Raw genomic sequence first — 22,092 nt, 5'->3', positions numbered from 1 at the left:
CGTACGCGTTCCCCTACGACGCCGCTTCCAGATCCGCGGGCCCGACTCCGGCCCTGCGCGCCAGAGCCACCGCCGCGAGCGTGGAGTGTACCCCGAGCTTGCCGAGCACGTTCTGCATGTGCGTACGGACCGTGTGCGGGGACAGGAAGAGACGCTCGGCGACCGCCTTGCGGCCGAGGCCCGCGACCATGCAGCGCAGCACCTCGCGCTCACGCGGCGTCAGGGACTCCACCAGGCGCTCCGAATCGGTGCGGTGCTTGCGGGCCGCGGTCAGCTCCCGCAGGACGCTCGTGAGCAGGGCGGGCGGCAGATGCGTCTCGTCGCGCAGGACACCCCGGATGACCGTGAGCAACCGCGAGAGCGAGCAGTCCTTGGCGACCCAGCCGGAGGCGCCCGCCTGGAGCGCGAGGGCCGCGCGGCGCGGGTCGTCCTTCTCGGCGAGGACCACCGTCCGGACGGTGGGCTGGCCCGAACGGACGCCCGCCACCAGGGAGATCCCGTCGACCAGGCCGTCCTGGCCGGGCGCCGCGTCGGGCACGGCCGTCGCCGGGCGCGGGCCGTGCAGGGCCGCCCCCAGGTCGGCGTCCACGAGGAGGACGTCGAAACGGCGCCCTTCCGCCGCCGCGCGGTCCATGCAGCGCAGTGCGGCGGGGCCGCTGCCGGCCGCGGACACGTCCACGTCGGGCTCGGCGGCGAGAGCCGCGGCGAGCGACTCGGCGAAGATGCGGTGGTCGTCGACGACCAGGACTCGGATGCGAACCACGTGTATAACCCCCTCCCCCAAGCTCCTCGCGGAGCAGGGGATTCCCCGGCGCCGGGAGGCTGTCCGGCACGAGTACGGCGCCCGAAGAGGCAGGTCGTCGCGGTCGCACGGCCGCCGCCGTGCTCGTACCGCTACCCCCGCTCCGGGCGCGTACCCGACTGTCTCGCCCCCTGAACAGCACCGGCCCCCACCGGCGCTGCCCCTCAGAGTAGGGCCGCGGGCCAGGAGCGGAAGGCAATTTGCAGAACTGATTGGCCTGCGCGTTTATGGTGAGGCGTATGTTTCGTATTGAGACAGAAGTCGACAAACAGCGGCGCGATCTTCTTCACTTCCGGCTGCGTGAGGCGAATACCGCGGCGTCGGTGGAGCTCAGGGCGCTGCGCGGAACGTCCGAGGACCGCGAAGTTCCGCTCCAGGTCTGGGCGTTGGACGAGAGCGGCGAGATCGCCGGCGGCCTGGACGGACACACCTGGGCGACCTGGCTCCACGTGAACCTGCTCTGGGTGGACGACCGCCACCGCACGAAGGGCCTGGGCTCCCGCCTCCTCGCAGAGGCGGAACGCATCGCCCACGAGGACCGCGCCTGCCGCGGCGCCCGAGTGGAGACCTGGGACTTCCAGGCGCCGGGCTTCTACCGCCAGCACGGCTACGAGCTGGTGTGCGTGATCCCCGACTACCCGCCGGGAATCAAGGAGTTCACGCTCACCAAGCGGCTCGGCTGATCCCTGACGGGTAGCCGGGGCTCAAGGAGTTCACCCTTACGAAGCGGCACGGCTGAACACACCCCGCCCACGCGAGGAGACCTGGGCCCGTGCGCGAAGCGCACTGTGAGACACAGCCAGGCGCCGGGCTTCTACCGCCAGCACGGCCACGAACTCGTCTGCGTGATCCCCGGCGGGCAGTCGGGAATCAAGGAGCTCACGCTTCACCAAGCGGCTCGGCTGATCCCTGACGGGTAGCCGGGGATCAAGGAGTTCACCCTTACGAAGCGGCTCGGCTGATCCCCGGCCGTGGGCCGGGGATCAGGGAGTTCACGCCTACGAAGCCGCTGGAGTGAGTTTGTGGGCTCCTGCTGACGGGACCGCCGGGAAGACTCGTGGCGCCGTGCGGCCCGCCGCGGCGAACGCCTCCGTGATCGACTTCGTCACCGCCTCCGCGTCAGGCTCCTCCACCAGGACGATCGCCGAGCCGCCGAAGCCGCCGCCGGTCATCCGGGCGCCGAGCGCGCCCGCCGCGTTCGCGGTGTCGACGACCAGGTCCAGCTCGGCGCAGGAGATGCGCAGGTCGTCGCGGAGCGAGACGTGGCCCTCGGTGAGGACCGGGCCGATCGCCCGTACGTCGCCGGCGTCGAGGAGCTCGATGACCCGCTCGACGCGGTGGTCGTCGCAGACGATGTGGCGGACGTAGCGCACGATCCGCTCGTCGGTGAGGTCCGCCAACCTGGCGAGCGCTTGAGGCAGTTCGGCGTAGGACACGTCGCGCAGGTGGGAGACGCCGAGCGCGCGGGCGCCCTCTTCGCAGCCCGCGCGGCGCTCCGCGTACGCGCCGTCGCCGAGCTCGTGCTTGACGCGGGTGTCGACGACGAGGAGCTGGAGGCCGTGGGCGGCCAGGTCGAAGGGGACCTGGCGGACGGACAGGTCGCGGCAGTCCAGGTGCAGGGCGTGTCCCTCGGTGGCGCACGCCGACGCCATCTGGTCCATGATCCCGCAGGGCACGCGCACGAAGTCGTTCTCCGCGCGCTGCGCGATCCGCGCCAACTCGGGCCCGGTGAGCCCCAGTTCGAACAGGTCGTTGAGCGCGAGGGCCGTGACGACCTCGAGCGCGGCAGACGAGGACAGGCCCGCGCCGGTCGGCACGGTCGACGCGAGGTGGATGTCGGCGCCGGTGACGGTGTGCCCGGCCTCGCGCAGCGCCCATACGACGCCCGCCAGGTACGCGGCCCAGCCGCCCTGCCCGAACTCGGAGAGCGGGGTCAGTTCGTCGGCCCGCAGTTCGGCGATCGGCGCGTCGATGTCCGCGGAGTGCAGCCGCAGGATGCCGTCGGTGCGGCGCGCGACGGCGGCCACCGCGGTGTGCGGCAGCGCGAGCGGCATCACGAAGCCCTCATTGAAGTCGGTGTACTCGCCGATGAGGTTCACGCGTCCGGGCGCGGCCCAGACCCCCTCGGGCTCGTATCCGTACAGATCGCTGAACTGCGAGGCGACGGACATGACTTACCCCTCCTGGCGTGCCTGGGCGAAGGCCCAGGCGTCGGCGACGATTCCCGCGAGGTCCGCGCGGGACGGGTTCCAGCCGAGGCGCTCGCGCGCGGTAGCGGCCGAGGCGACGAGGACGGCCGGGTCGCCGCCGCGGCGCGGGGCGGTGACCTCGGGAATCGGGTGGCCGGTCACCTGGCGGACGGTCTCGATGACCTCGCGCACGGAGAAGCCGTTGCCGTTGCCGAGGTTGCAGATGAGGTGCTCTGCGGGGCGGGCGGCGTCCAGGGCGAGCAGGTGGGCCTCGGCGAGGTCGGCGACGTGGATGTAGTCGCGCACACACGTGCCGTCGGGCGTCGGGTAGTCGTCGCCGTAGACGGAGATCGCGTCGCGCCGGCCCTGGGCGACCTGGAGGACGAGCGGGATGAGGTGCGACTCGGGGTCGTGGCGCTCGCCGCAGCTGCCGTAGGCACCCGCCACGTTGAAGTAGCGCAGCGACACGGCGGCCAGCCCGTGCGCGGCCGCCTCCCCGGTGATCATGTGGTCGACGGCGAGCTTGGAGGCGCCGTACGGCGAGGTGGGGGCGGTGGGGTCGGACTCGGTGATGGGGGTGCTGACGGGCTCCCCGTACGTCGCCGCCGTGGAGGAGAAGACGAGCTTGCGGACGTCCGCCGAGCGCATCGCGGCGAGCAGCGCCATGGTGCCGCCGACGTTGTTGTCCCAGTACTTCTCGGGCTTCACGACGGACTCGCCGACCTGGGAGAACGCGGCGAAGTGCAGGACGGCGTCGAAGGACGGGTCGAGCCACTTGGCGGCGTCGCGGATGTCGCCCTCGACGAACGTCACCCCGGCGGGCACGCCCTCACGGAAGCCGGTCGAGAGGTTGTCGAGGACGGTGACGTCGTGCCCCGCCTCGACCAGGTGCTGCGCGACCACGCTGCCCACATATCCCGCACCGCCGGTGACCAGGTACTTCCCGCTCATGTACTCGCTACCTCTCGCAGTCTCTCGGCCGCGGTCTCCGGCGGCACGTCGTTGATGAACACGCTCATGCCGGATTCGGAACCCGCGAGAAACTTCAGCTTGCCGGAAGTGCGGCGGATGGTGAAAAGCTCGAGGTGAAGCGCGAAGTCGTCCCGCTGGACGCCGGAGAAGTCGTCCAGGGTGCCGAACGGCGCCTGGTGCCAGGCGGCGATGTACGGCGTCGGGGACTCCCCCGTTCCGAAGAGCCGGTCGAAGCGCCTCAAGAGTTCCAGATAAACCTGGGGGAACTCTGTGCGCGCGCCGTCGTCGAGGGCGAGCAGGTCGGGCACGCGGCGCTTGGGGTAGAGGTGCACCTCGTAGGGCCAGTGGGCCGCGTACGGGACGAAGGCCACCCAGTGGTCGCCCTCCAGGACGACCCGCTCGCCGGTGCGCTCCTCGGCGAGTACGTCGTCGAAGAGGTTGCGGCCGCCGGTCTGCTCCTTGTGCTCGGCGAGCGAGCGCAGCATGAGGGCGGTGCGCGGGGTGGTGAACGGGTAGCCGTAGATCTGGCCGTGCGGGTGGCCGAGGGTGACGCCGATCTCGGCGCCTCGGTTCTCGAAGCAGAACACCTGTTCCACGGAGTCCAGGTGGGACAGCTCGGCGGTGCGGTCGGTCCAGGCCTCCAGGACGAGCCCGGCCTGTTCCTCGGTGAGGTCGGCGAAGGACGACGCGTGGTCGGAGGTGAAGCAGACGACCTCGCAGCGGCCGGCGTCCCCGGCGAGCGAGGGGAAGCGGTTCTCGAAGACCGCCACGTCGTACGAGGAGTCGGGGATCTCGCTGAGCCGGTCGCCCTCGGACGGGCACAGGGGGCACTCGTCGGCCGGCGGGTGGTAGGTGCGGCCCTGGCGGTGCGAGGCGATGGCGACGCTGTCCCCGAGGAGGGGGTCACGGCGGATCTGCGAGGAGGAGGCGACGGGGTCCAGCGGACGCCGGTCCTCCGCGTCCCGCACGACGTCGTCACGCGAGTCGTAGTAGATGAGCTCGCGACCGTCGGCGAGCCGGGTCGACGTCTTCTTCACGTCCGATGCTCCTCACTCGCATCAACTCAACATAATCAAACATAACAAAGCACGCTTCAACGGGATGGTCAAGACCGCGGCCGCATCCTTCGGTGCGTGGCGTGTCACTCGCATCACAATCAAACAAAGAACCTCAGCAGAAGTGTTCATTTATTGAACATAGAAGCGTAGGTTCCGGTCTGATCAGTTCGCGCAACGAAGCGAGTTCTCCATGCTGTCCCCCACACAAACCCTGGCCGCGGGGCTCCGGCTGCCCACCAACGGCCTCGACTACGCGATCCTGGCGATCTACTTCGCCGTGGTCCTCGGCATCGGGTTCGCCGCCCGGCGCTCCGTGAAGACCAGCCTCGACTTCTTCCTCTCGGGCCGCTCCCTGCCCGCCTGGGTGACCGGTCTGGCGTTCGTCGCGGCCAACCTGGGCGCCACCGAGATCCTCGGCATGGCGGCGACCGGCGCGCAGTACGGCGTCTCGGTCGTCCACTGGTACTGGATCGGCGCCATCCCGGCGATGGTCTTCCTGGGCCTCGTGATGATGCCCTTCTACTACCGCTCCAAGGTGCGCTCGGTCCCCGAGTACCTGCTCCAGCGGTTCGACAAGAGCGCGCACCTGCTGAGCTCCATACTCTTCGCCTTCGCGGCGATCCTGATCGCGGGCGTGAACCTGTACGCCCTGTCGATCGTCGTGGAGGCGCTGCTCGGCTGGCCGCAGTGGCTGGCGATCGTCGTCGCCGGTCTGTTCGTGCTCGCGTACATCACCATCGGCGGACTCTCCTCGGCGATCTACAACGAGGTCCTCCAGTTCTTCGTGATCCTCGCCGCGCTCATCCCCCTCTGCATCATCGGCCTCAAGCGGGTCGGCGGCTGGGGCGGCATGACCGACTCCCTGAAGAGCGCGCACGGCGACAACTTCCTCTCCGCCTGGGGCGGTACGGGCATCGGTGAGGCCAACCCGCTCGGCGCGAACTGGCTGACGATCATCCTCGGCCTGGGCTTCGTGCTCTCCTTCGGCTACTGGACGACGAACTTCGCCGAGGTGCAGCGCGCCCTGTCCGCGAAGAACCTGTCCGCCGCCCAGCGCACCCCGCTCATCGCCGCGTTCCCGAAGATCTTCATCGTCTTCCTGGTGATGATCCCGGGCATGGTCGCCGCGGTGCTCGTGCCGAAGATCGGCATGGCCGGTTCGGGTCTGACGTACAACGACGCGATCCCGTACCTGATGCAGGAGCTGCTGCCCAACGGCGTGCTCGGCATCGCGGTGACCGGTCTGCTCGCCGCGTTCATGGCGGGCATGGCGGCGAACGTGTCGTCCTTCAACACCGTGTTCACGTACGACATCTGGGCCAAGTACGTGAAGACCGGCAAGCCCGACGCGTACTACCTGAAGTTCGGCCGCCTCATCACGGCCGTCGGTGTCCTCGCGTCGATCGGCACGGCGTTCATCGCCTCGTCGTTCTCGAACATCATGGGCTACCTCCAGACGCTGTTCTCGTTCTTCAACGTCCCGATGTTCGTCGTCTTCATCATCGGCATGTTCTGGAAGCGCGCCTCGGTGAAGTCCGGCGTGTGGGGCCTGCTCGCGGGCACCACCGCCGCGATGGTCAACTACTTCTGGATCTACAAGCAGGGCGTCATCGACATCCCGACCGACCAGGGCGCCAACTTCGTGTCCGCGATCGTCGGCTTCGTCGCCGGTGCGGTCGTCATGGTCGTCGTCACCCTGTTCACCGCGCCCAAGCCGGAGGCCGAGCTCGCGGGCCTCGTGTACGGGACGACGGCGCCGGGCCTGGAGGAGCCGCCCGCCGAGGGCGACGACGCCTGGTACCGCAAGCCCGCACTGCTCGGCTGGGGCGCGATCGTCCTCGCAGCGCTGTGCTACGTCCCCTTCTCCCTCTGATCGGAGGCGCGATCAACCATGTCTGAACTCCACAACGAAGTCACCGAGTTGGAGCGCAAGTCCGCGACCGCGGCGCGGCTCTTCGACATCCGGCGCATCATCGGCGGACTGTTCGCGGTCTACGGGGTCATCGTCACCATCGCCGGCATCACGGCGTCCGACGCGGACCTGAAGAAGGCCGAGAACATCAACATCAACCTGTGGACGGGCCTCGGCATGCTCGCCCTCGGGCTGTTCTTCCTGGTGTGGCTGAAGCTGCGGCCGACGGCCCCGCCGACGCCCGACGCCGCCGAGTAACCAGCGCGCCAGGGGCCGGAGTTCACCGCACAGGTGACTCCGGCCCCTGCGGCATGTCCGGGTGGTCGGCGTCGTCGGCGTGGCCCGTCACCTGCACCGGCCCCGCCCGGTCGAGGAGCCCCGTGCGCGCGGCCAGCGCCGCCGCCTCCAGCCGCGAGCCGACTCCCAGCTTCATCAGGACCCGCTGCACATGCGTACGGGCCGTGCTCGGGGCGATGCCCATGCCGGCCGCGATCAGCCGGGTGTCCTCGCCGTCCGCGACCCGCACCAGGACCTCGACCTCGCGCGGCGTCAGCATCTGCAGGAGCCGCTGCCCCTCGTCGTCGGGCTGCGCGGCCGGATTGAGCAGCTCGCTGAAGGCCCCCTGCAGCAGCTGCGGCGCCACGGCCGCCTCTCCCGCCCGCGCCTTCATCAGGGCGCGCTCGACCCCCTCGATCCGCTCGTCGTGCCGTACGTAGCCGGAGGCGCCGGCCGCGAACGCCGCCGCGATCCCGCGCGGTGACGGCACGGGCCCGAGGACGACCACCGCCACCTGCGGGCGCTCCCGCTTGATGCGCACGATCGGGTCGAAGATGCCCGGCTCCGCGGGCGTCGCCGTACCGATGAGACAGACCTCGGGCGCCCTCGAGATCACCAGCTCGGCCGCTCCCGCGGCGGGCGCGGCCGCCGCGAGCACCCGGTGCCCGCGCAGCTTGAGAGCCGAGGCGAGCGCCTCGGCGAGCAGACGATGGTCGTCGACCACCATGAGCCGCACACCCATAGAGCCATCCCCCCACATCCCCGGGATCCCGTGGGACCCCCAGAACCCCCTTGGTGCGGAAAGCCCCCCGACTCCCCGACCTCCTCCATCTCCCGGAAGCTACACGCTCGTTCGGCGTTGCGCTTCCCCTACTGGTGAGAAGTGACCCGGAATGCCGGAATCTCCCGGCGGCGGGCGCATATGCCGACGGCCCCGCACCCTGTCCGGGTGCGGGGCCGTCGCGTGGCCGCGGTGAGCGGCCCGGAGTCACTTCGCCGCGAAGACCACGGCCTCGTACTCCTTCTCGTCCGCCGAGTACGGCTTGGAGATCAGTTCCTTGCCCATGGCCAGCCTGCCGTTGGTGTAGAGCAGTTCGGACTGGGTGGGGGTCATGCTGCTGATGACGCTGGTCACGGTCTCCGTCGCCGGAGTGACCAGGAGCGTCTTCTGCTTCAGCGTCTTCGGGTCGATCGTGACGATCTCGGCGCCCTTGTCGTAGGGGCCGTCCTTGTACGCCAGGACGTTCCCGCCGTCCATGCGGACCGGGAAGAGCGTGTACTCGCCGCCGTCGACGCGGTCGCCGGTGAGCTGGCCGTTCGCCAGGGAGAACGACACGATCTCGTTGGTCTGGCCGGACGTGCCGCCGCCGTCGTGCTCGCGGGTCGGCATGTAGACGCGGTCGTTGCCGACCGTGATGCCACGGCAGCCGTGCATCTCGCCGACCTCGCAGTCGAAGTCGTACCGGTCCTTCTCCAGCGAGACCTTGGCGCGCAGCTTGCCGGTGTCGTCGAGGGAGAACAGGTCCGACATCTCGACCTCCTCGCCGGTGGCGATCACGAAGGTGACCGGCTTGGTGGAGACGACGGAGATGACGTTCACGTCGGCCGGGATCTTGTAGGTCCACTTCGGCTTGCCCGTCGCCGGGTCGAGGAGCTGCACCTGGTGCTTCTCGTCGCCGTAGTCACCGCACTTGCGCACGGCGACCAGCTGCTCGCCGCCGCGGTAGCCGACGTCCTCGCAGGAGCCGGTCTGCGGCTGCCACAGGATCTTGCCCGACTTGATGTCGAAGGCCGCGCCGCCGTCGTAGCCGCCGCCGACCGCCAGCGTGGAGCCGGTGATCGACAGCTCCTTGAACGGGATGTCACGCCCGCCGCTGCCGACGCTCTTCGTCCACAGCTTCTTGCCCGTGTCGACGTTGAAGACCGTGATCTTGGTGCACGGCTGGTATTCGTACTCCTTCGGCTTGCGCGGGGCCGCCTCGCTGATGACCGCGCTCAGGCCGTCCTGGGTGACCTCGGGGGCGCCGCCGCACGTCTGGCCGGGCAGCGGGAGCGTCCAGGCCTTCTTGCCGGTGTCCGCGGCGTAGCCGTTGATCTCGCCCACACCCGCCTTGGCGTACGTCGTGTCCGTGAGCCAGGAGCCCTTGGTGCTGAACACCTCGTCCTTGGGCACCTCGTGCTGGGGCAGCTGGAAGAGGACCTGGGAACTGGTGTTCCCCGGGACCTTCTCCTTGCTCGCGCCGCCCGTGGTGGTGCCGCCGGAGCCGCCCTTGTCCCCGCCGCCGCCCTTGCCGCCGGTGCCACCGGTCGGGCCCGCGGTGCTGGCGTCGGTCTTGTCGTCACCGGACGACGCCGAGTACCAGACGCCGCCGCCGAAGATCAGGGCGACCGCGACCACAGCGCCGATGATGATCATCATCTGGGAGCTGATCTTCTTGCCGGCACCGCCGCCCGCCGCCTGCATGGGCGTGGTGACCGGCGGCGGGTAGGCGCCGTACTGCGGCGGCTGCTGGCCCGGGTAGCCGTAGCCCTGCGGGGGCGTCGGCGGCTGGCCCTGGGGAGCCTGCGGGTAACCGTAGTTGGGGGCCGGCGGCTGCGGGTGGCCGTACCCCCCGGGCTGGCCCTGCGGCGGCGTCGGCGGCTGGGCGGGCGGCTGCGCCGGGGGCGGCGTCTGGGGCGCCTGCGGGTAGCCGTAGCCGGGCTGCTGGCCGGGCGGGGGCGGCGGCATGGGCGCGCCGAACCCTCCGGGCGGGGGGTCCTGCGGGGCGCCGAACCCTCCGGGCGGCGGGTCCTGCGGCTTGCCGAAGCCCACCGGCGGCGGGCCCTGCGGCGGCTCGTTGGGCGGCTGGGGCGGCTGCGTCATGACGTCTGTACCTCGGGTGACGGGGAGAAGGAGCGGGCGGCGGTGCGGTGGGCGGACACTGGGGCTGCGGCGGTCACTTGCCGTACGCCAGCATCAGTTTCTCCTCGCCCTTGGCGGTGCCGGACAGACGCGTCGTGGAGATGTAGAAGCGCCCGTCGACGTAGTCGATCGCCTTGGAGTAGAAGCCGTTCTCGATCTGCGCGGTTCCCGCCGGGTTCTGCAGCAGGGTCTTCGGCGTGTGCGAGCCCGCCGTCGCGATCGACACGACCCGGCCTCCGGCGTCGTACGAGGCATTGACGTAGGCGATCACCGCGCCGCCCGAGGTCTTCAGCGGCAGCATGTTCTGCGCCACCGGCGACTTCGCGCGCCAGCGCTCCTTGCCGGTCTCCAGGCTGATCGCGACGACCTCGTTGGCGGTGCCGCTGGTGGCCTTGGTCGGCAGGTACAGGGTGTTGGTGTCGGCCGCGACGCCCGTGCAGCCCTGGAGGTCACGGTCGAGGATCGCCCAGCCGCACTCGGGCGCGAAGTCCTCGTCGACCGAGACCTCGGAACGCACCGCGCTGCTGCCGTCCTTCAGCGTGGTGATGTTCCACTGCTTCTTGTCCTCGTTGCTGAGGTAGAGGACGACCGGCGAGACGGAGTAGGCGCGGGCGACCTTCCAGCCCTTGGGGAACGGCTTGGTCCACTTCGCCTTGCCCGTCGCCGGGTCCAGCTCCTGGATCTCGTCGTGCTCCTTGTCCGTGGAGGCACCGCAGGAGGAGACGGCCAGGAGGCGCTCGCCACCGGCGAACGCGCCGGGGAAGCAGGCCGCGCCGTACTTCTTCTTCTCGAAGAGCTGCTTGCCGTCGCTGACGCTCAGGCCGAGGCCCGACATCTGGCGGCCGACCATCAACGTGCTGCCCGCGTACGTGAGTTCGACGCCGCTACCGGTGCCGTCGAAGAGGTCCCCCTCGGGGATCTTCTTCTCCCAGTCCTTCTTGCCGGTCTTCAGGTCGATCTGCTGGACCTGGTTGCACTTGGCCCGGTCGGTGACGCCGCTCATGTACGCGATGGCGACCTTGTCGTCGTCCGACTTCTGCACGCTGGCGCCGCAGATCTTGTGCGGCAGCGTGATCGTCGGCCAACTCGGCTTGCCGTCCGAGATGTTGTACGCGACGAGCTCGTTGTAGACCGCCTTCGCGGCGAGCGTGTCGGTGACCCACATGCCGGGCGCGTCCGCGCCGTCACCGGGGGCCTTGGGGGCCGTCTTGTACCAGAGGACCTTCGACTCACCGGCCTGGCGGCCCGCGTTGAGGTCCTCCTTGCCGTCGCGTCCGTCACCGGAGCCGTCACCCGGGTCGACCGGCGCGGAGCCGGTGGGCTTGGGGTCCTGGCTCTTGTCGGCGACCGGGTCCTTCTTCTTGTCGTCACCGCCGCCCACGACCGCCCACACCACACCGCCGGCGATCACGACGACGGCCACCGCGGCGGCCACGATGATCCCGGTCCGGCCCTTGAAGGGGTTCTTGCCGCCGCCGCCCGGGGCCGCGGGGCCACCGGGGAACGGGGGCTGCTGCTGCGGGTAGCCGTACTGGGGCTGCTGCCCGTAGGGGCCGGGCTGCTGCGCGCCGTACGGGCCGGGCTGCTGCGGAGGCTGACCGTAGGGTCCTGGCTGCTGCTGGGGCTGACCGTAGGGACCCGGCTGCTGCGGCTGACCGTAGGGGCCGCCCTGCGGGGGCTGGCCGTACGGGCCCGGCTGCTGCGGGTAGCCGTATCCGGGCTGCGGGGCCGGCGGCGGCTGGGCCGGCGGCTGCGGCGGATCCTGTGGTGCTCCGAAGCCGCCTTGCGGCGGCTGATTGGGCGGCTGAGTCATCAGCGCTCCCCCCGTCTTCACTGATGTGTCTGCTCGCCTGGTCGATTTCAGGACGTTCTCTGGTCGTTCTCAGGCAATTCCCAGAGCGACCTTTCTATCACCCTGTGCAGTAGCACATCGGGCCGGTCGCTCCCCTGTTCCCAAGGGAGCACCGGCCCGTGATGGGTCTGTTACTGGAGCTTCACGCGTCCTCCGCGAGCTCGAGCCAGCGCATCTCCAACTCCTCGCGCTCCCCGACCAGTTCACGAAGCTCCGCGTCCAGCTTGGCCACCTTCGCGAAGTCCGTGGCGTTGTCGGCGATCTGTGCGTGCAGCTTGGTCTCCTTCTCGGACATCTTGTCCATCTGCCGCTCGATCTTCTGGAGTTCCTTCTTCGCGGCACGCGCGTCCGCGGCGGACACCGTCTTCTCCGGGGCGCCCGCGGCGGGGGCCGGGGCGGCGGCCGTCATCGAGGCGGCGACAGCCTCCTCCATGCGGCGGCGACGCTCCAGGTACTCGTCGATGCCGCGCGGCAGCATCCGCAGCGCGGCGTCGCCGAGCAGCGCGAACACACGGTCCGTGGTGCGCTCGATGAAGAACCGGTCGTGGGAGATCACGACCATGGAGCCGGGCCAGCCGTCGAGGAGGTCCTCCAGCTGCGTGAGGGTCTCGATGTCGAGGTCGTTCGTCGGCTCGTCGAGGAAGAGGACGTTCGGCTCGTCCATGAGCAGGCGCAGGATCTGGAGGCGGCGGCGCTCACCGCCGGACAGGTCGCCGACGGGCGTCCACTGCTTCTCCTTGTTGAAGCCGAACGTCTCGCAGAGCTGGCCCGCGGTCATCTCACGGCCCTTGCCGAGGTCGACACGGTCGCGGACCTGCTGCACGGCCTGGATGACGCGCAGTTCGGGGTTGAGCTCGGCGACCTCCTGGGAGAGGTAGGCGAGCTTCACGGTCTTGCCGACGGCGACGCGGCCCGCCGCGGGCTGCTCCTCGCCGTCGGTGCGGGCGGCCTGCGCCATGGCGCGCAGCAGGGAGGTCTTGCCCGCGCCGTTCACACCGACGAGGCCGATGCGGTCGCCGGGGCCGAGCTGCCAGGTCAGGTGCTTGAGGAGCACCTTGGGCCCGGCCTGCACGGTGACGTCCTCGAGGTCGAAGACCGTCTTGCCGAGCCGGGAGCTGGCGAACTTCATCAGCTCGCTCTTGTCGCGCGGCTCCGGCACGTCGGCGATGAGCTCGTTGGCGGCCTCGATGCGGTAGCGGGGCTTGGAGGTGCGGGCCGGGGCGCCGCGGCGCAGCCAGGCCAGTTCCTTGCGCATCAGGTTCTGCCGCTTGGTCTCCTCGGTCGCCGCGATGCGCTCGCGCTCGGCGCGCGCGAAGACGTAGTCGCTGTAGCCGCCCTCGTACTCGAAGACGTCGCCCTTCTGCACGTCCCACATGCGGGTGCAGACCTGGTCGAGGAACCAGCGGTCGTGGGTCACGCAGACGAGGGCGGAGCGGCGGGCCTGGAGGTGCCTCGCCAGCCAGGAGATGCCCTCGACGTCGAGGTGGTTGGTGGGCTCGTCGAGGACGATCAGGTCGGGCTCGCCGATGAGGAGCTTCGCGAGGGCGATGCGGCGGCGCTCGCCGCCGGACAGCGGCGCGATGACCGTGTCGAGGCCCTGCGGGAAGCCGGGCAGGTCGAGTCCGCCGAAGAGGCCGGTGAGCACGTCACGGATCTTGGCGTTGCCCGCCCACTCGTGGTCGGCGAGGTCGCCGATGACCTCGTGCCGGACGGTCGCCTCGGGGTCGAGGGAGTCGTGCTGCGTGAGGACGCCGAGACGCAGGCCGCCGCTGTGTGTGACACGGCCGGTGTCGGCGTCCTCCAGCTTGGCGAGCATCCGGATGAGGGTGGTCTTGCCGTCGCCGTTACGCCCGACGACACCGATCCTGTCCCCCTCGGACACGCCGAGCGATACGCCGTCGAGCAGGGCACGGGTGCCGTACACCTTGCTGACTGCCTCGACATTGACCAGGTTGACTGCCATTTCGCTCCTGACAAGGGGATGGATCAGTCTTCCAGCGTAGTCGCCGCGAGGGGTCCGGCCGCCTGCGCCTTCGGTGGGACGGCGGATACGGGCGGGGCAGCCGGGAAGGAGCTCGCGACGGCCGCGTTCAAGGCCTTCGTGCGGCGCGCCGTCGCGCGGCACGGCTGCGGGGACCTGCGCCGGCCCGGCTGAGCACCGCGGCGACCTCGCGCGGCCGCGCCACCCTGCCCTGCCAGCCGCCGCCGGCGGGCGGAGGCAGGAGGTGGCCACGGGTGGCGAGGGCGGAGTGCAGCCCGACGAGGGCGATCGCGCCGAGCGGTACGAGGACCTGCCCGCGGCCGATACGGCGGCGTCTGCGGCGCCGGTCCCGGGCGCTCGTGGTGTCGGTGGTCATGGGGACCACGGTGCCGCGGCGCCCGTGGCGGCCGACAGCGCGGACGTACTCAGTTACCCGTGAGTACGTCCGGCTGCGTCAGCGCTGGACGACCGTCGCGCCCTGCGCCGGAGACGTCGTGACCCGTACGGAACGGCAGGTGCCGGACGCCGTGAGGGCGGCGGCGACCGCCCGCGCCGACTCCTCGTCCGCGCAGAGGAACGCCGTGGTCGGGCCCGAGCCGGAGACCAGGCCCGCGAGGGCGCCCGCCGCCGTGCCCGCGTCGAGGGTGTCCTTCAGCGCGGGGAACAGGGAGAGCGCGGCAGGCTGGAGGTCGTTCGTGAGCGTCGCGGCCAGCGCGCTCGCGTCGCCGGAACGCAGCGCGTCGAGCAGGGCGGGCGAGGCCTCCGGCTCGGGGATCGCGCGCCCCTGAGCGAGGCGGTCGAACTCGCCGTACACGGCGGGCGTCGAGAGCCCTCCGTCGGCGGCCGCGAACACCCACCGGAACTCGCCGCCCACGGGCAGGAGTTGAAGCTTCTCGCCGCGTCCGGTGCCGAGCGCCGCCCCGCCGACCAGACTGAACGGCACATCGCTGCCCAACTCGGCGCAGATGTCGAGGAGTTCGTCCCGGGTGGCGCCGGTGCCCCACAGCGCGTCGCAGGCCACGAGCGCGCCGGCGGCGTCCGCGGAGCCGCCCGCCATGCCGCCGGCGACGGGGATGTCCTTGTCGATGTGGAGGTGGACGCGGGGCTCGATCCCGTACCGCTCGCCCAGCGCGATCGCGGCGCGGGCCGCGAGGTTGGTGCGGTCCAGCGGCACCTGGTCCGCGCCGGGGCCCTCGCAGGTGAGGGTCAGCTCGTCGGCGGCGGTCGCCGTGACCTCGTCGTGGAGGCCGACGGCGAGGAAGACGTTGGCGAGGTCGTGGAAGCCGTCGGGGCGGGCGGCGCCCACCGCGAGCTGGACGTTGACCTTCGCGGGGACCCGTACCGTCACGCTCACTGCTTGTTCTCCGCGATCCGTGCGAACTCCTCGACCGTGATGGCCTCGCCGCGCGCCTGCGGGGAGACACCGGCCGCGACCAGGGCGGCCTCGGCCGCGGCAGCCGATCCGGCCCAGCCGGACAGGGCGGCGCGCAGGGTCTTGCGGCGCTGGGCGAAGGCGGCGTCGACCACGGCGAAGACCTCGCGCTTGGAAGCGGTCGTCGCCACCGGCTCGGTGCGCCGGACCAGGGCCACGAGACCGCTGTCGACGTTCGGCGCGGGCCAGAAGACGTTCCGGCCGATGGAGCCGGCGCGCTTCACGTCCGCGTACCAGTTGGCCTTGACCGACGGGACGCCGTAGACCTTCGAGCCGGGGGCTGCCGCGAGGCGGTCGGCGACCTCGGCCTGCACCATGACGAGCGTGCGCTCGATGCTGGGGAACGTGTCGAGCATGTGCAGCAGGACCGGCACGGCGACGTTGTAGGGCAGGTTCGCGACGAGCGCCGTGGGCGCGGGGCCCGGCAGTTCGCGTACCTGCATCGCGTCGGAGTGGACGAGCGCGAAGGCGTCCTTCTTCTGCGGGAGGCGGGCCTCGATCGTCGCGGGCAGCGCGGCGGCGAGCACGTCGTCGATCTCGACGGCGGTGACATGGGCCGCCGCCTCCAGGAGCGCCAGGGTCAGCGAGCCGAGGCCGGGGCCGACCTCGACGACGTTGTCCTCGGGGGTGACCTGCGCGGTGCGGACGATGCGGCGGACCGTGTTGGCGTCGATGACGAAGTTCTGGCCGCGCTGTTTCGTGGGCCGCACGCCCAGGGCTGCCGCCAGTTCGCGGATGTCGGCGGGGCCAAGCAGGGGGCCCTGGGGGTCAGTGGTGCTCACGGTCTCAGGGTACGGGGCGCCGCGGCCGGGTCCCGACCGGACCGCGGGTCCCCGCACCACCCCGGCTACCCGTGCAGGCGGCCACCGCAGTGCGGCCACGGGCTCGCGCCGCGCTGCACGTACAGCTTCTTCGCCCGGTACGTCTGCTCGGAGGCGGACGCGTCCTGGGGCCGGCCGCCGCCGCCCAGGCTGCGCCAGGTCTGTACGTCGAACTGGTAGAGGCCGCCGTAGGTGCCGGTGGAGTCGGTCGCGCCGGGGCGCCCGCCGGACTCGCACCGGGCGAGTTCGCTCCAGTGCAGGCCGTCGGCACCGGCGACGGAGGACGGCGGGGGCTTGGTGCCGACCTTCACGAGCCGGCTGCGGGGCTCGCGCACGACCTCGGCGCTCAGGCGACGCGGCTTCTGCCTGACGCCGTTGACGGTGCGCAGGGCGTAGGTGACGCGCCGGGCGCCCTGTCGGCCCGCCCGTTCGACGACCTCGGTGCCGCGGAACAGGGTCGGGTCCAGGGTGCGCTCCACCTCGTACGCGATGACTTCCTCGCGCACCTCCCTGCTGCCCTTGATGCGCATGACGGTGATCGTCTGTCCGTCGCGCGGGAAGCTGTCCTGCGGCACGGACGTGGTGTCCTGGCCGTGCAGCGAGACGCCCGCCTCGTCGACGGCGTCCCGGACGGTGGCGGCGTTGGTGCGGATGGTGCGCTCGCGGCCGTCGGCCATGACCGTGACGCTGCGTTCGGTGCGGACGTCGAACGCGAGGCCGTCGCGGGCGATGCGGCGCGAGCGGGACGTGGAGACGTAGGAGCCCTCGGCGCGGACGCCGAGCTGGTGCAGGGCGCCGTCGACGGTGGCCGAGGTGGTCCACACCTTGCGGCGCTCCCCGTCGAGGGTGAGGTGGACGAGCCTGCCGTAGCGCACGGCGACCTCGTCGCCGCTGGACAGGGCGGTCCCGGGGGCGGGGGCGACGACATCGTGCGGGCCGACGTCGACGCCCTCGTCGGCGAGCAGTTCGCTGACGTCGTCCGCGAAGGTGTGCAGGGTGCGCGGCCTGCCGTCGACACTGAGCTGGATCGCCTTGTCGGCGGCGACGAAGGCGGTGGTGCCGCCCGCCAGGAACGCGACGACGAGGGCCTGCGGCAGCAGGCGTCTGAGGGTCTCGGGCCGTTCGGGCCGTTTCCTGCGCCGGGCCGCTCTGCGGGCCTCGGCGCGCCCCGCGGTCCGCGGGGCGGGGTCTGCGGCCGGGGCGGACGGGCGCGGCAGCAGTGCTTCGGGCACGGGCCAGGCGGGCTGGGTCTCCATCGACTCGTAGCCGGGGCGGTAGGTGTCCGCGTGCGGGTGCGGGCCGGGCGGTGGTTCGTGTGTCTCGAGCGCGACGAGCGTTTCCTGCGGCTCATACGTCCCGTACGGCGAATTGCTCACGACGACGCTCCTCGGTCCGGATCGGCGAGGAGAACCTAGCGGAGCGATCGTCACTCTCCAAAGCGGCGCGACTACGCTGTGTCGCGGCGCGTTCCCGACCTTCCCCTCCCGGCGCCGTCCCGGGGACGCTGCCGGTCAGTAGTCGAAGGCGCGGGCCGTGTTGGCGGAGATCGCCGCCGCGAGGGTGTCCTCGTCGAGGCCCTTCACCGCGGCCATCGCGCGCAGCGTGACCGGAACGAGGTACGGCGCATTAGGCCGTCCGCGGTAGGGCGCGGGAGTCAGGAAGGGTGCGTCGGTCTCGACCAGGACGAGCTCGCGCGGGGCGGCCACGAGCGCGTCGCGCAGGGGCTGCGCGTTCTTGAAGGTGACGTTCCCGGCGAACGACATGAAGTAGCCGTTTTCGGCGCAGATCCGGGCCATTTCGGCATCTCCGGAGTAGCAGTGGAAGACCGTGCGCTCGGGAGCGCCCTCCTCCTTGAGGATGCGCAGCACGTCGGCATGGGCGTCGCGGTCGTGAATCACGAGCGCCTTGCCGTGCCGCTTGGCGATCTCGATGTGCGCACGGAAGGACCGCTCCTGCGCGGCGATGCCTTCAGGTCCCGTACGGAAGTGGTCGAGTCCGGTCTCGCCGACGCCCTTCACGTGCGGGAGGGCCGCGAGCCGGTCGATCTCCGCGAGCGCCTCGTCGAGGGCGGCGTCACCGCCGGCGGACCGCTCGCCCTGCCGCGACCAGCCGTCGGGGTCGCCGAGGACGATGCGGGGCGCTTCGTTCGGGTGCAGCGCGACGGTGGCGTGCACGTTCGGGTGCGCTGCCGCGGTGTCGGCGGCCCAGCGGGAACCGTTCACGTCGCAACCGACCTGGACGACGGTCGTCACACCCACCGACGCGGCCTTGGCGAGGCCCTCCTCCACCGTGCCCGACTGCATGTCGAGGTGGGTGTGCGAGTCGGCGACCGGCACCGCGAGGGGCGCGGGCAGCGGCGGCGGGGTGACGTCCTTCGAACGGTCAGAGCTCATGCCCCGATCCTACGAAGCCGGGGTCGGTGGGGTCGTCGGGGTCCGGTCGCGGTCCGGTGGGTGATCCGCGGGTGATCAACCGGTGATCAGTCGGTCTTGCGGTTCTGGAAGGGGTGCAGCAGGTCGGAGAAGTGCCAGTGATGTTCCTTCGCGGGGTGCACGTCGCCCTCGCCCTGCTCCGCCGGCATGATCCCCTCGCGTTCCATCACGCCGCGGATCGACGAGACCCGCCCCGCCCTCATGATCCGTACGACATGGCCGCCGCAGTTCATGCACGTGGGCCGGGTCAGCGGCGACGGGACACGCTCGCCGCCCGCCACGTACATCACGAATTCCGCGCCGCCGCCGTCGATGTGGTGCTCGATCTCGAAACTCTGCTCCCAGCCGTGACCGCACCGCATGCAGGCGAAGGCGTACGACTCGTGGGCGATGGCTGTGGCCGCGCTCCGGTTCGGTATCTGGGGTGCGGCAGCACCGGTCGGGGTCGGTACGGCGCCTGCGATCTCACTCATGCCTGCTCCTCTTGCCCTCTGGACAAGGCACTTCGGGGCGGGGCATTACATCCGCCCTGAAGCGTGGGACGGGTGCGTCCCTTCAACCAGTGGACGCTTCTCCCGGCGCGATCGCATCAGGCCTGTCGACTATTGGATCCGATTTGGCCTTTCCTTATCGGAAGAAGCCCGATGCGCGGCCTGCGCTTTGCCTTTCACGATAGTCCTTTGCTCCCCGATGGGGCGCCCCGTGCGGCATTCTTTGCCGCGACCACGGCATCGAAGACCTCACGCTTGGGTAGCCCGGCCTCGGCGGCCACGGCGGCGATGGCTTCCTTGCGCCGCTCCCCCGCCTCCTCGCGCACCTGCACCCTGCGTACCAGCTCGGACGCGTCGAGTGACTCCGCGCCCTTCTCCGGGGCGCCCTCCACGACGACGGTGATTTCGCCGCGTACGCCTTCCGCGGCCCATTTCGCGAGTTCCCCGAGCGGGCCCCGCTTCACTTCCTCGTATGTCTTGGTGAGCTCGCGGCACACGGCCGCCCGGCGATCGGCGCCGAATGCCTCCGCCATCGCGGCGAGGGTGTCGTCGAGGCGGTGCGGGGCCTCGAAATAGACGAGGGTGCGGCGTTCCTCCGCCACTTCCCGCAGCCGCCCCATGCGCTCGCCGGCCTTGCGGGGCAGGAAGCCCTCGAAGCAGAACCGGTCGACGGGCAGCCCGGACAGCGCGAGCGCGGTCAGCACGGCGGACGGGCCGGGCACGGCGGTGACCTTGATGTCCCGCTCGACGGCGGCCGCGACGAGCCGGTACCCGGGGTCGGACACGGACGGCATGCCCGCGTCGGTCACGAGCAGCACCCGGGCCCCGCCCGCGAGCGCCTCGACCAGCTCCGGCGTGCGGGCGGACTCGTTCCCCTCGAAGTACGACACGACGCGCCCGCCCGGGGTCACCCCGAGCGCCTGCGTCAGGCGCCGCAGCCTGCGGGTGTCCTCGGCGGCGATGACGTCGGCGGCGGCCAGCTCCTTGCTGAGCCGGGGCGGCGCGTCCGACACGTCTCCGATGGGCGTGCCCGCGAGCACGAGCGTTCCGGGGGAATCTGGGCTTGATGTCACGGATCCATCCTCGCAGGGGCGGGGCGGGCCGACACGTCCCGCCCCGGAGCCGGCCGACTCGGCGGGGCCGCACACGGGACTCGCACAGTGACGTTCCCTACGATGGCGCGGTGACCAGTACTGCGTCCTCGCCGCACTCGCCCTCGACCAGCGCCCCGCCGGGCCAGAACCCCGGCGAGGCGCGGCAGCCGTCGACGTGGGAGCGCCGGCTGCGGCGGTTCGGTCACGTGGCGCGGCCCAGGGACGACGTGGGCACGCGGCTCGTGCCGCCGTACGCGCCGCCGTCGTCGCGGCTGTGGGCGACCCTCGGTCTCTCCGACGGCCTCGCGCGGGGCGTGACCCGCTGGTCGGGCTGGCTCGGTCCGCTGCTCGTGACGCTGATCGCGGGCCTGATGCGGTTCTGGCATCTCGGCAGCCCCAAGGCCGTGATATTCGACGAGACGTACTACGCGAAGGACGCGTGGGCGCTGATCCACCGCGGCTTCGAGGTCAACTGGGACAAGAACGCCAACGACCTGATCCTGAAGACCGGCGGCCATGTGCCGCTCCCGCACGACGCCGCGTATGTCGTGCATCCGCCGGTCGGCAAGTACGTCATCGGGATCGGTGAGTGGCTGTTCGGTTTCGATCCGTTCGGCTGGCGGTTCATGACCGCGGTGCTCGGCACGCTGTGCGTGTTCCTTGTGTGCCGCATCGGGCGGCGGCTGTTCCGCTCGACGTTCCTCGGCTGCCTGGCGGGCCTGCTGCTCGCCGTGGACGGCCTCGCGTTCGTGATGAGCCGCACGGCGCTGCTCGACTCGGTCCTCGTGTTCTTCGTCGTCGCCGCGTTCGGCTGCCTGGTCGTGGACCGCGACAAGGCGCGCGGGAAGCTGGCCGCCGCGCTCCCGAGGGGCGAGGACGGCGTGCCGCGCCCCGACGTGCACATCGCCGAGACGCTGCGTCTGGGCTGGCGCCCGTGGCGGCTGCTCGCCGGCCTGTGCCTGGGACTCGCCGCGGGCACGAAGTGGAACGGCTTCATCTATCTGGCCGCGTTCGGTGTGCTCACGGTCCTGTGGGACGTCGGCGCGCGCCGCGTCGCCGGGGCCGGCCGGCCGTACGTCACCGTGCTCAAGCGGGACCTCGGCTGGGCGTTCCTGTCGACGGTGCCGGTCGCGGTCGCCACGTACGTCCTGTCCTGGCTCGGCTGGATCCTTTCTCCTGCCGACGGGACCGGCGGCTACTTCCGCAACTGGGCGGCGACCGACGGCCGGGGCGGCTCCTGGACCTGGCTGTTCCCCGACTGGGTGCGCAGCCTGTGGCACTACGAGCACGAGGTCTACAAGTTCAACGTGGGGCTCAGCTCCCCGCACATCTACCAGTCGAACCCGTGGAGCTGGCTCGTCGACGGAAGGCCGGTCTCGTACTTCTACGAGTCCCCGCTGCCCGGCAAGGACGGCTGCCCGGCCGGCGCGGGCGACAAGTGCGCCCGCGAGGTCCTGGCGCTCGGCACCCCGCTGCTGTGGTGGGCGGCGGCGTTCGCCGTGCTCTATGTGCTGTGGCGCTGGTTCTTCCGCCGCGACTGGCGGGCGGGCGCCATCGCGTGCGCCGTCGCCGCGGGCTACCTGCCCTGGTTCAACTACCAGGAACGCACGATCTTCTTCTTCTACGCGGTCGTCTTCGCGCCCTTCCTCTGTCTCGGCGTCGCGATGCTGGTCGGCGCGATCCTGGGGCCACCGGGGTCCGGGGAGCGGCGCAGAGTCGTGGGCGCGGCAGGCGCCGGCGTACTCGTCCTGCTGATCGTGTGGAACTTCGTCTACTTCTGGCCGATCTACACCGGCCAGGCGATCCCCTTCAGCTCCTGGCAGTCCCGGATGTGGCTGGATTCCTGGGTCTGACCTCGGACGACCCGGCCCCTCGTAA

General features: G+C 71.2%; 19 protein-coding genes. 4 read left to right on the top strand and 15 right to left on the bottom strand.

Features of this window, described 5'->3' with window-relative positions:
• Positions 1 to 13: 13 nt before the first annotated feature.
• Complete coding sequence (locus OG456_RS21210) at positions 14 to 763, bottom strand: response regulator transcription factor (protein WP_116512544.1); 750 nt, start codon at positions 761 to 763, stop codon at positions 14 to 16.
• Between the two features lie 266 nt (positions 764 to 1,029).
• Between OG456_RS21210 and OG456_RS21205 the strand changes: the two genes are divergently transcribed.
• Complete coding sequence (locus OG456_RS21205) at positions 1,030 to 1,485, top strand: GNAT family N-acetyltransferase (RefSeq protein WP_266563297.1); 456 nt, start codon at positions 1,030 to 1,032, stop codon at positions 1,483 to 1,485.
• A 315-nt stretch (positions 1,486 to 1,800) separates the two neighbouring features.
• Here the strand turns inward: OG456_RS21205 and galK are convergent, their stop codons facing one another.
• The 3 genes from galK to galT are packed head-to-tail and all read right to left on the bottom strand — an operon-like array spanning position 1,801 to position 5,000.
• Positions 1,801 to 2,973: a galactokinase gene (galK, locus tag OG456_RS21200; RefSeq protein WP_266563295.1), complete on the bottom strand. Its 1,173-nt coding sequence runs from the start codon at positions 2,971 to 2,973 to the stop codon at positions 1,801 to 1,803.
• 3 nt (positions 2,974 to 2,976) lie between these two features.
• Positions 2,977 to 3,942, bottom strand: coding sequence for a UDP-glucose 4-epimerase GalE (gene galE / locus OG456_RS21195; protein ID WP_266563293.1), 966 nt, complete (start codon positions 3,940 to 3,942; stop codon positions 2,977 to 2,979).
• Positions 3,939 to 5,000 carry a galactose-1-phosphate uridylyltransferase gene (gene galT, locus OG456_RS21190; RefSeq protein ID WP_266563292.1) on the bottom strand — a complete coding sequence of 354 codons (1,062 nt, stop codon included), beginning with the start codon at positions 4,998 to 5,000 and terminating at the stop codon, positions 3,939 to 3,941. The genes galE and galT overlap by 4 nt, the downstream gene beginning before the upstream one ends.
• 211 nt (positions 5,001 to 5,211) lie before the next feature.
• On the opposite strand from galT, the gene OG456_RS21185 reads away from it, so the two are divergent.
• Together OG456_RS21185 and OG456_RS21180 are read left to right on the top strand one after the other, a co-directional pair.
• Complete coding sequence (locus tag OG456_RS21185; protein WP_266563290.1) at positions 5,212 to 6,894, top strand: sodium:solute symporter family protein; 1,683 nt, start codon at positions 5,212 to 5,214, stop codon at positions 6,892 to 6,894.
• An 18-nt stretch (positions 6,895 to 6,912) separates the two neighbouring features.
• Positions 6,913 to 7,191: a hypothetical protein gene (locus OG456_RS21180; protein WP_227295200.1), complete on the top strand. Its 279-nt coding sequence runs from the start codon at positions 6,913 to 6,915 to the stop codon at positions 7,189 to 7,191.
• Between the two features lie 22 nt (positions 7,192 to 7,213).
• Here OG456_RS21180 and OG456_RS21175 read toward each other — a convergent pair whose 3' ends face one another.
• From OG456_RS21175 to rsmI, 11 genes are all read right to left on the bottom strand, one after another.
• Positions 7,214 to 7,951: a response regulator transcription factor gene (locus OG456_RS21175; protein ID WP_266563285.1), complete on the bottom strand. Its 738-nt coding sequence runs from the start codon at positions 7,949 to 7,951 to the stop codon at positions 7,214 to 7,216.
• Positions 7,952 to 8,197: 246 nt separating this feature from the next.
• Positions 8,198 to 10,072 carry a PQQ-binding-like beta-propeller repeat protein gene (locus tag OG456_RS21170; RefSeq protein ID WP_266563283.1) on the bottom strand — a complete coding sequence of 625 codons (1,875 nt, stop codon included), beginning with the start codon at positions 10,070 to 10,072 and terminating at the stop codon, positions 8,198 to 8,200.
• A gap of 73 nt (positions 10,073 to 10,145) precedes the next feature.
• Positions 10,146 to 11,924 carry a PQQ-binding-like beta-propeller repeat protein gene (locus tag OG456_RS21165; protein ID WP_266563281.1) on the bottom strand — a complete coding sequence of 593 codons (1,779 nt, stop codon included), beginning with the start codon at positions 11,922 to 11,924 and terminating at the stop codon, positions 10,146 to 10,148.
• 181 nt (positions 11,925 to 12,105) lie between these two features.
• Entirely contained in the window at positions 12,106 to 13,926 is a 1,821-nt protein-coding gene (locus OG456_RS21160; protein WP_266563279.1) for an ABC-F family ATP-binding cassette domain-containing protein, read from the bottom strand.
• 127 nt (positions 13,927 to 14,053) lie between these two features.
• Positions 14,054 to 14,320, bottom strand: coding sequence for a hypothetical protein (locus OG456_RS21155; RefSeq protein WP_266563277.1), 267 nt, complete (start codon positions 14,318 to 14,320; stop codon positions 14,054 to 14,056).
• A 78-nt stretch (positions 14,321 to 14,398) separates the two neighbouring features.
• Positions 14,399 to 15,298, bottom strand: a complete 900-nt coding sequence (locus tag OG456_RS21150; RefSeq protein WP_266563273.1) for a 4-(cytidine 5'-diphospho)-2-C-methyl-D-erythritol kinase — start codon at positions 15,296 to 15,298, stop codon at positions 14,399 to 14,401.
• Positions 15,295 to 16,158: a 16S rRNA (adenine(1518)-N(6)/adenine(1519)-N(6))-dimethyltransferase RsmA gene (rsmA, locus tag OG456_RS21145; RefSeq protein ID WP_266563269.1), complete on the bottom strand. Its 864-nt coding sequence runs from the start codon at positions 16,156 to 16,158 to the stop codon at positions 15,295 to 15,297. The genes OG456_RS21150 and rsmA overlap by 4 nt, the downstream gene beginning before the upstream one ends.
• 65 nt (positions 16,159 to 16,223) lie before the next feature.
• A complete protein-coding gene (locus tag OG456_RS21140) occupies positions 16,224 to 17,573 on the bottom strand; it encodes a ubiquitin-like domain-containing protein (RefSeq protein WP_323136343.1) in 1,350 nt (449 codons plus the stop codon).
• A 135-nt stretch (positions 17,574 to 17,708) separates the two neighbouring features.
• Positions 17,709 to 18,590, bottom strand: a complete 882-nt coding sequence (locus OG456_RS21135) for a TatD family hydrolase (protein ID WP_266563267.1) — start codon at positions 18,588 to 18,590, stop codon at positions 17,709 to 17,711.
• A gap of 86 nt (positions 18,591 to 18,676) precedes the next feature.
• On the bottom strand, positions 18,677 to 19,102 hold the full coding sequence (locus tag OG456_RS21130) for a hypothetical protein (RefSeq protein WP_266563265.1): 426 nt from the start codon (positions 19,100 to 19,102) through the stop codon (positions 18,677 to 18,679).
• A 194-nt stretch (positions 19,103 to 19,296) separates the two neighbouring features.
• A complete protein-coding gene (rsmI, locus tag OG456_RS21125) occupies positions 19,297 to 20,193 on the bottom strand; it encodes a 16S rRNA (cytidine(1402)-2'-O)-methyltransferase (RefSeq protein ID WP_266563263.1) in 897 nt (298 codons plus the stop codon).
• 110 nt (positions 20,194 to 20,303) lie between these two features.
• On the opposite strand from rsmI, the gene OG456_RS21120 reads away from it, so the two are divergent.
• Positions 20,304 to 22,067 (top strand): dolichyl-phosphate-mannose--protein mannosyltransferase, encoded by a 1,764-nt coding sequence (locus OG456_RS21120; RefSeq protein ID WP_266563262.1) that lies wholly within the window; start codon positions 20,304 to 20,306, stop codon positions 22,065 to 22,067.
• Positions 22,068 to 22,092 lie beyond the last annotated feature (25 nt).

Source organism: Streptomyces sp. NBC_01446, assembly GCF_026340095.1.
Lineage (GTDB): Bacteria > Actinomycetota > Actinomycetes > Streptomycetales > Streptomycetaceae > Streptomyces > Streptomyces aureus.
The sequence above is the reverse complement of the archived record's forward strand: the minus strand, read 5'-3'. Positions and strand labels throughout refer to the sequence as shown.

Coding starts and splice junctions, on each gene's coding strand:
- OG456_RS21135 (WP_266563267.1), bottom strand. CDS start 18,590: ATGAGCTCTGACCGTTCGAAGGACGTCACCCCGCCGCCGCTGCCCGCG.
- OG456_RS21165 (WP_266563281.1), bottom strand. CDS start 11,924: ATGACTCAGCCGCCCAATCAGCCGCCGCAAGGCGGCTTCGGAGCACCA.
- OG456_RS21130 (WP_266563265.1), bottom strand. CDS start 19,102: ATGAGTGAGATCGCAGGCGCCGTACCGACCCCGACCGGTGCTGCCGCA.
- OG456_RS21160 (WP_266563279.1), bottom strand. CDS start 13,926: ATGGCAGTCAACCTGGTCAATGTCGAGGCAGTCAGCAAGGTGTACGGC.
- OG456_RS21185 (WP_266563290.1), top strand. CDS start 5,212: ATGCTGTCCCCCACACAAACCCTGGCCGCGGGGCTCCGGCTGCCCACC.
- OG456_RS21170 (WP_266563283.1), bottom strand. CDS start 10,072: ATGACGCAGCCGCCCCAGCCGCCCAACGAGCCGCCGCAGGGCCCGCCG.
- OG456_RS21205 (WP_266563297.1), top strand. CDS start 1,030: ATGGTGAGGCGTATGTTTCGTATTGAGACAGAAGTCGACAAACAGCGG.
- OG456_RS21180 (WP_227295200.1), top strand. CDS start 6,913: ATGTCTGAACTCCACAACGAAGTCACCGAGTTGGAGCGCAAGTCCGCG.
- OG456_RS21155 (WP_266563277.1), bottom strand. CDS start 14,320: ATGACCACCGACACCACGAGCGCCCGGGACCGGCGCCGCAGACGCCGC.
- galK (WP_266563295.1), bottom strand. CDS start 2,973: ATGTCCGTCGCCTCGCAGTTCAGCGATCTGTACGGATACGAGCCCGAG.
- OG456_RS21175 (WP_266563285.1), bottom strand. CDS start 7,951: ATGGGTGTGCGGCTCATGGTGGTCGACGACCATCGTCTGCTCGCCGAG.
- galE (WP_266563293.1), bottom strand. CDS start 3,942: ATGAGCGGGAAGTACCTGGTCACCGGCGGTGCGGGATATGTGGGCAGC.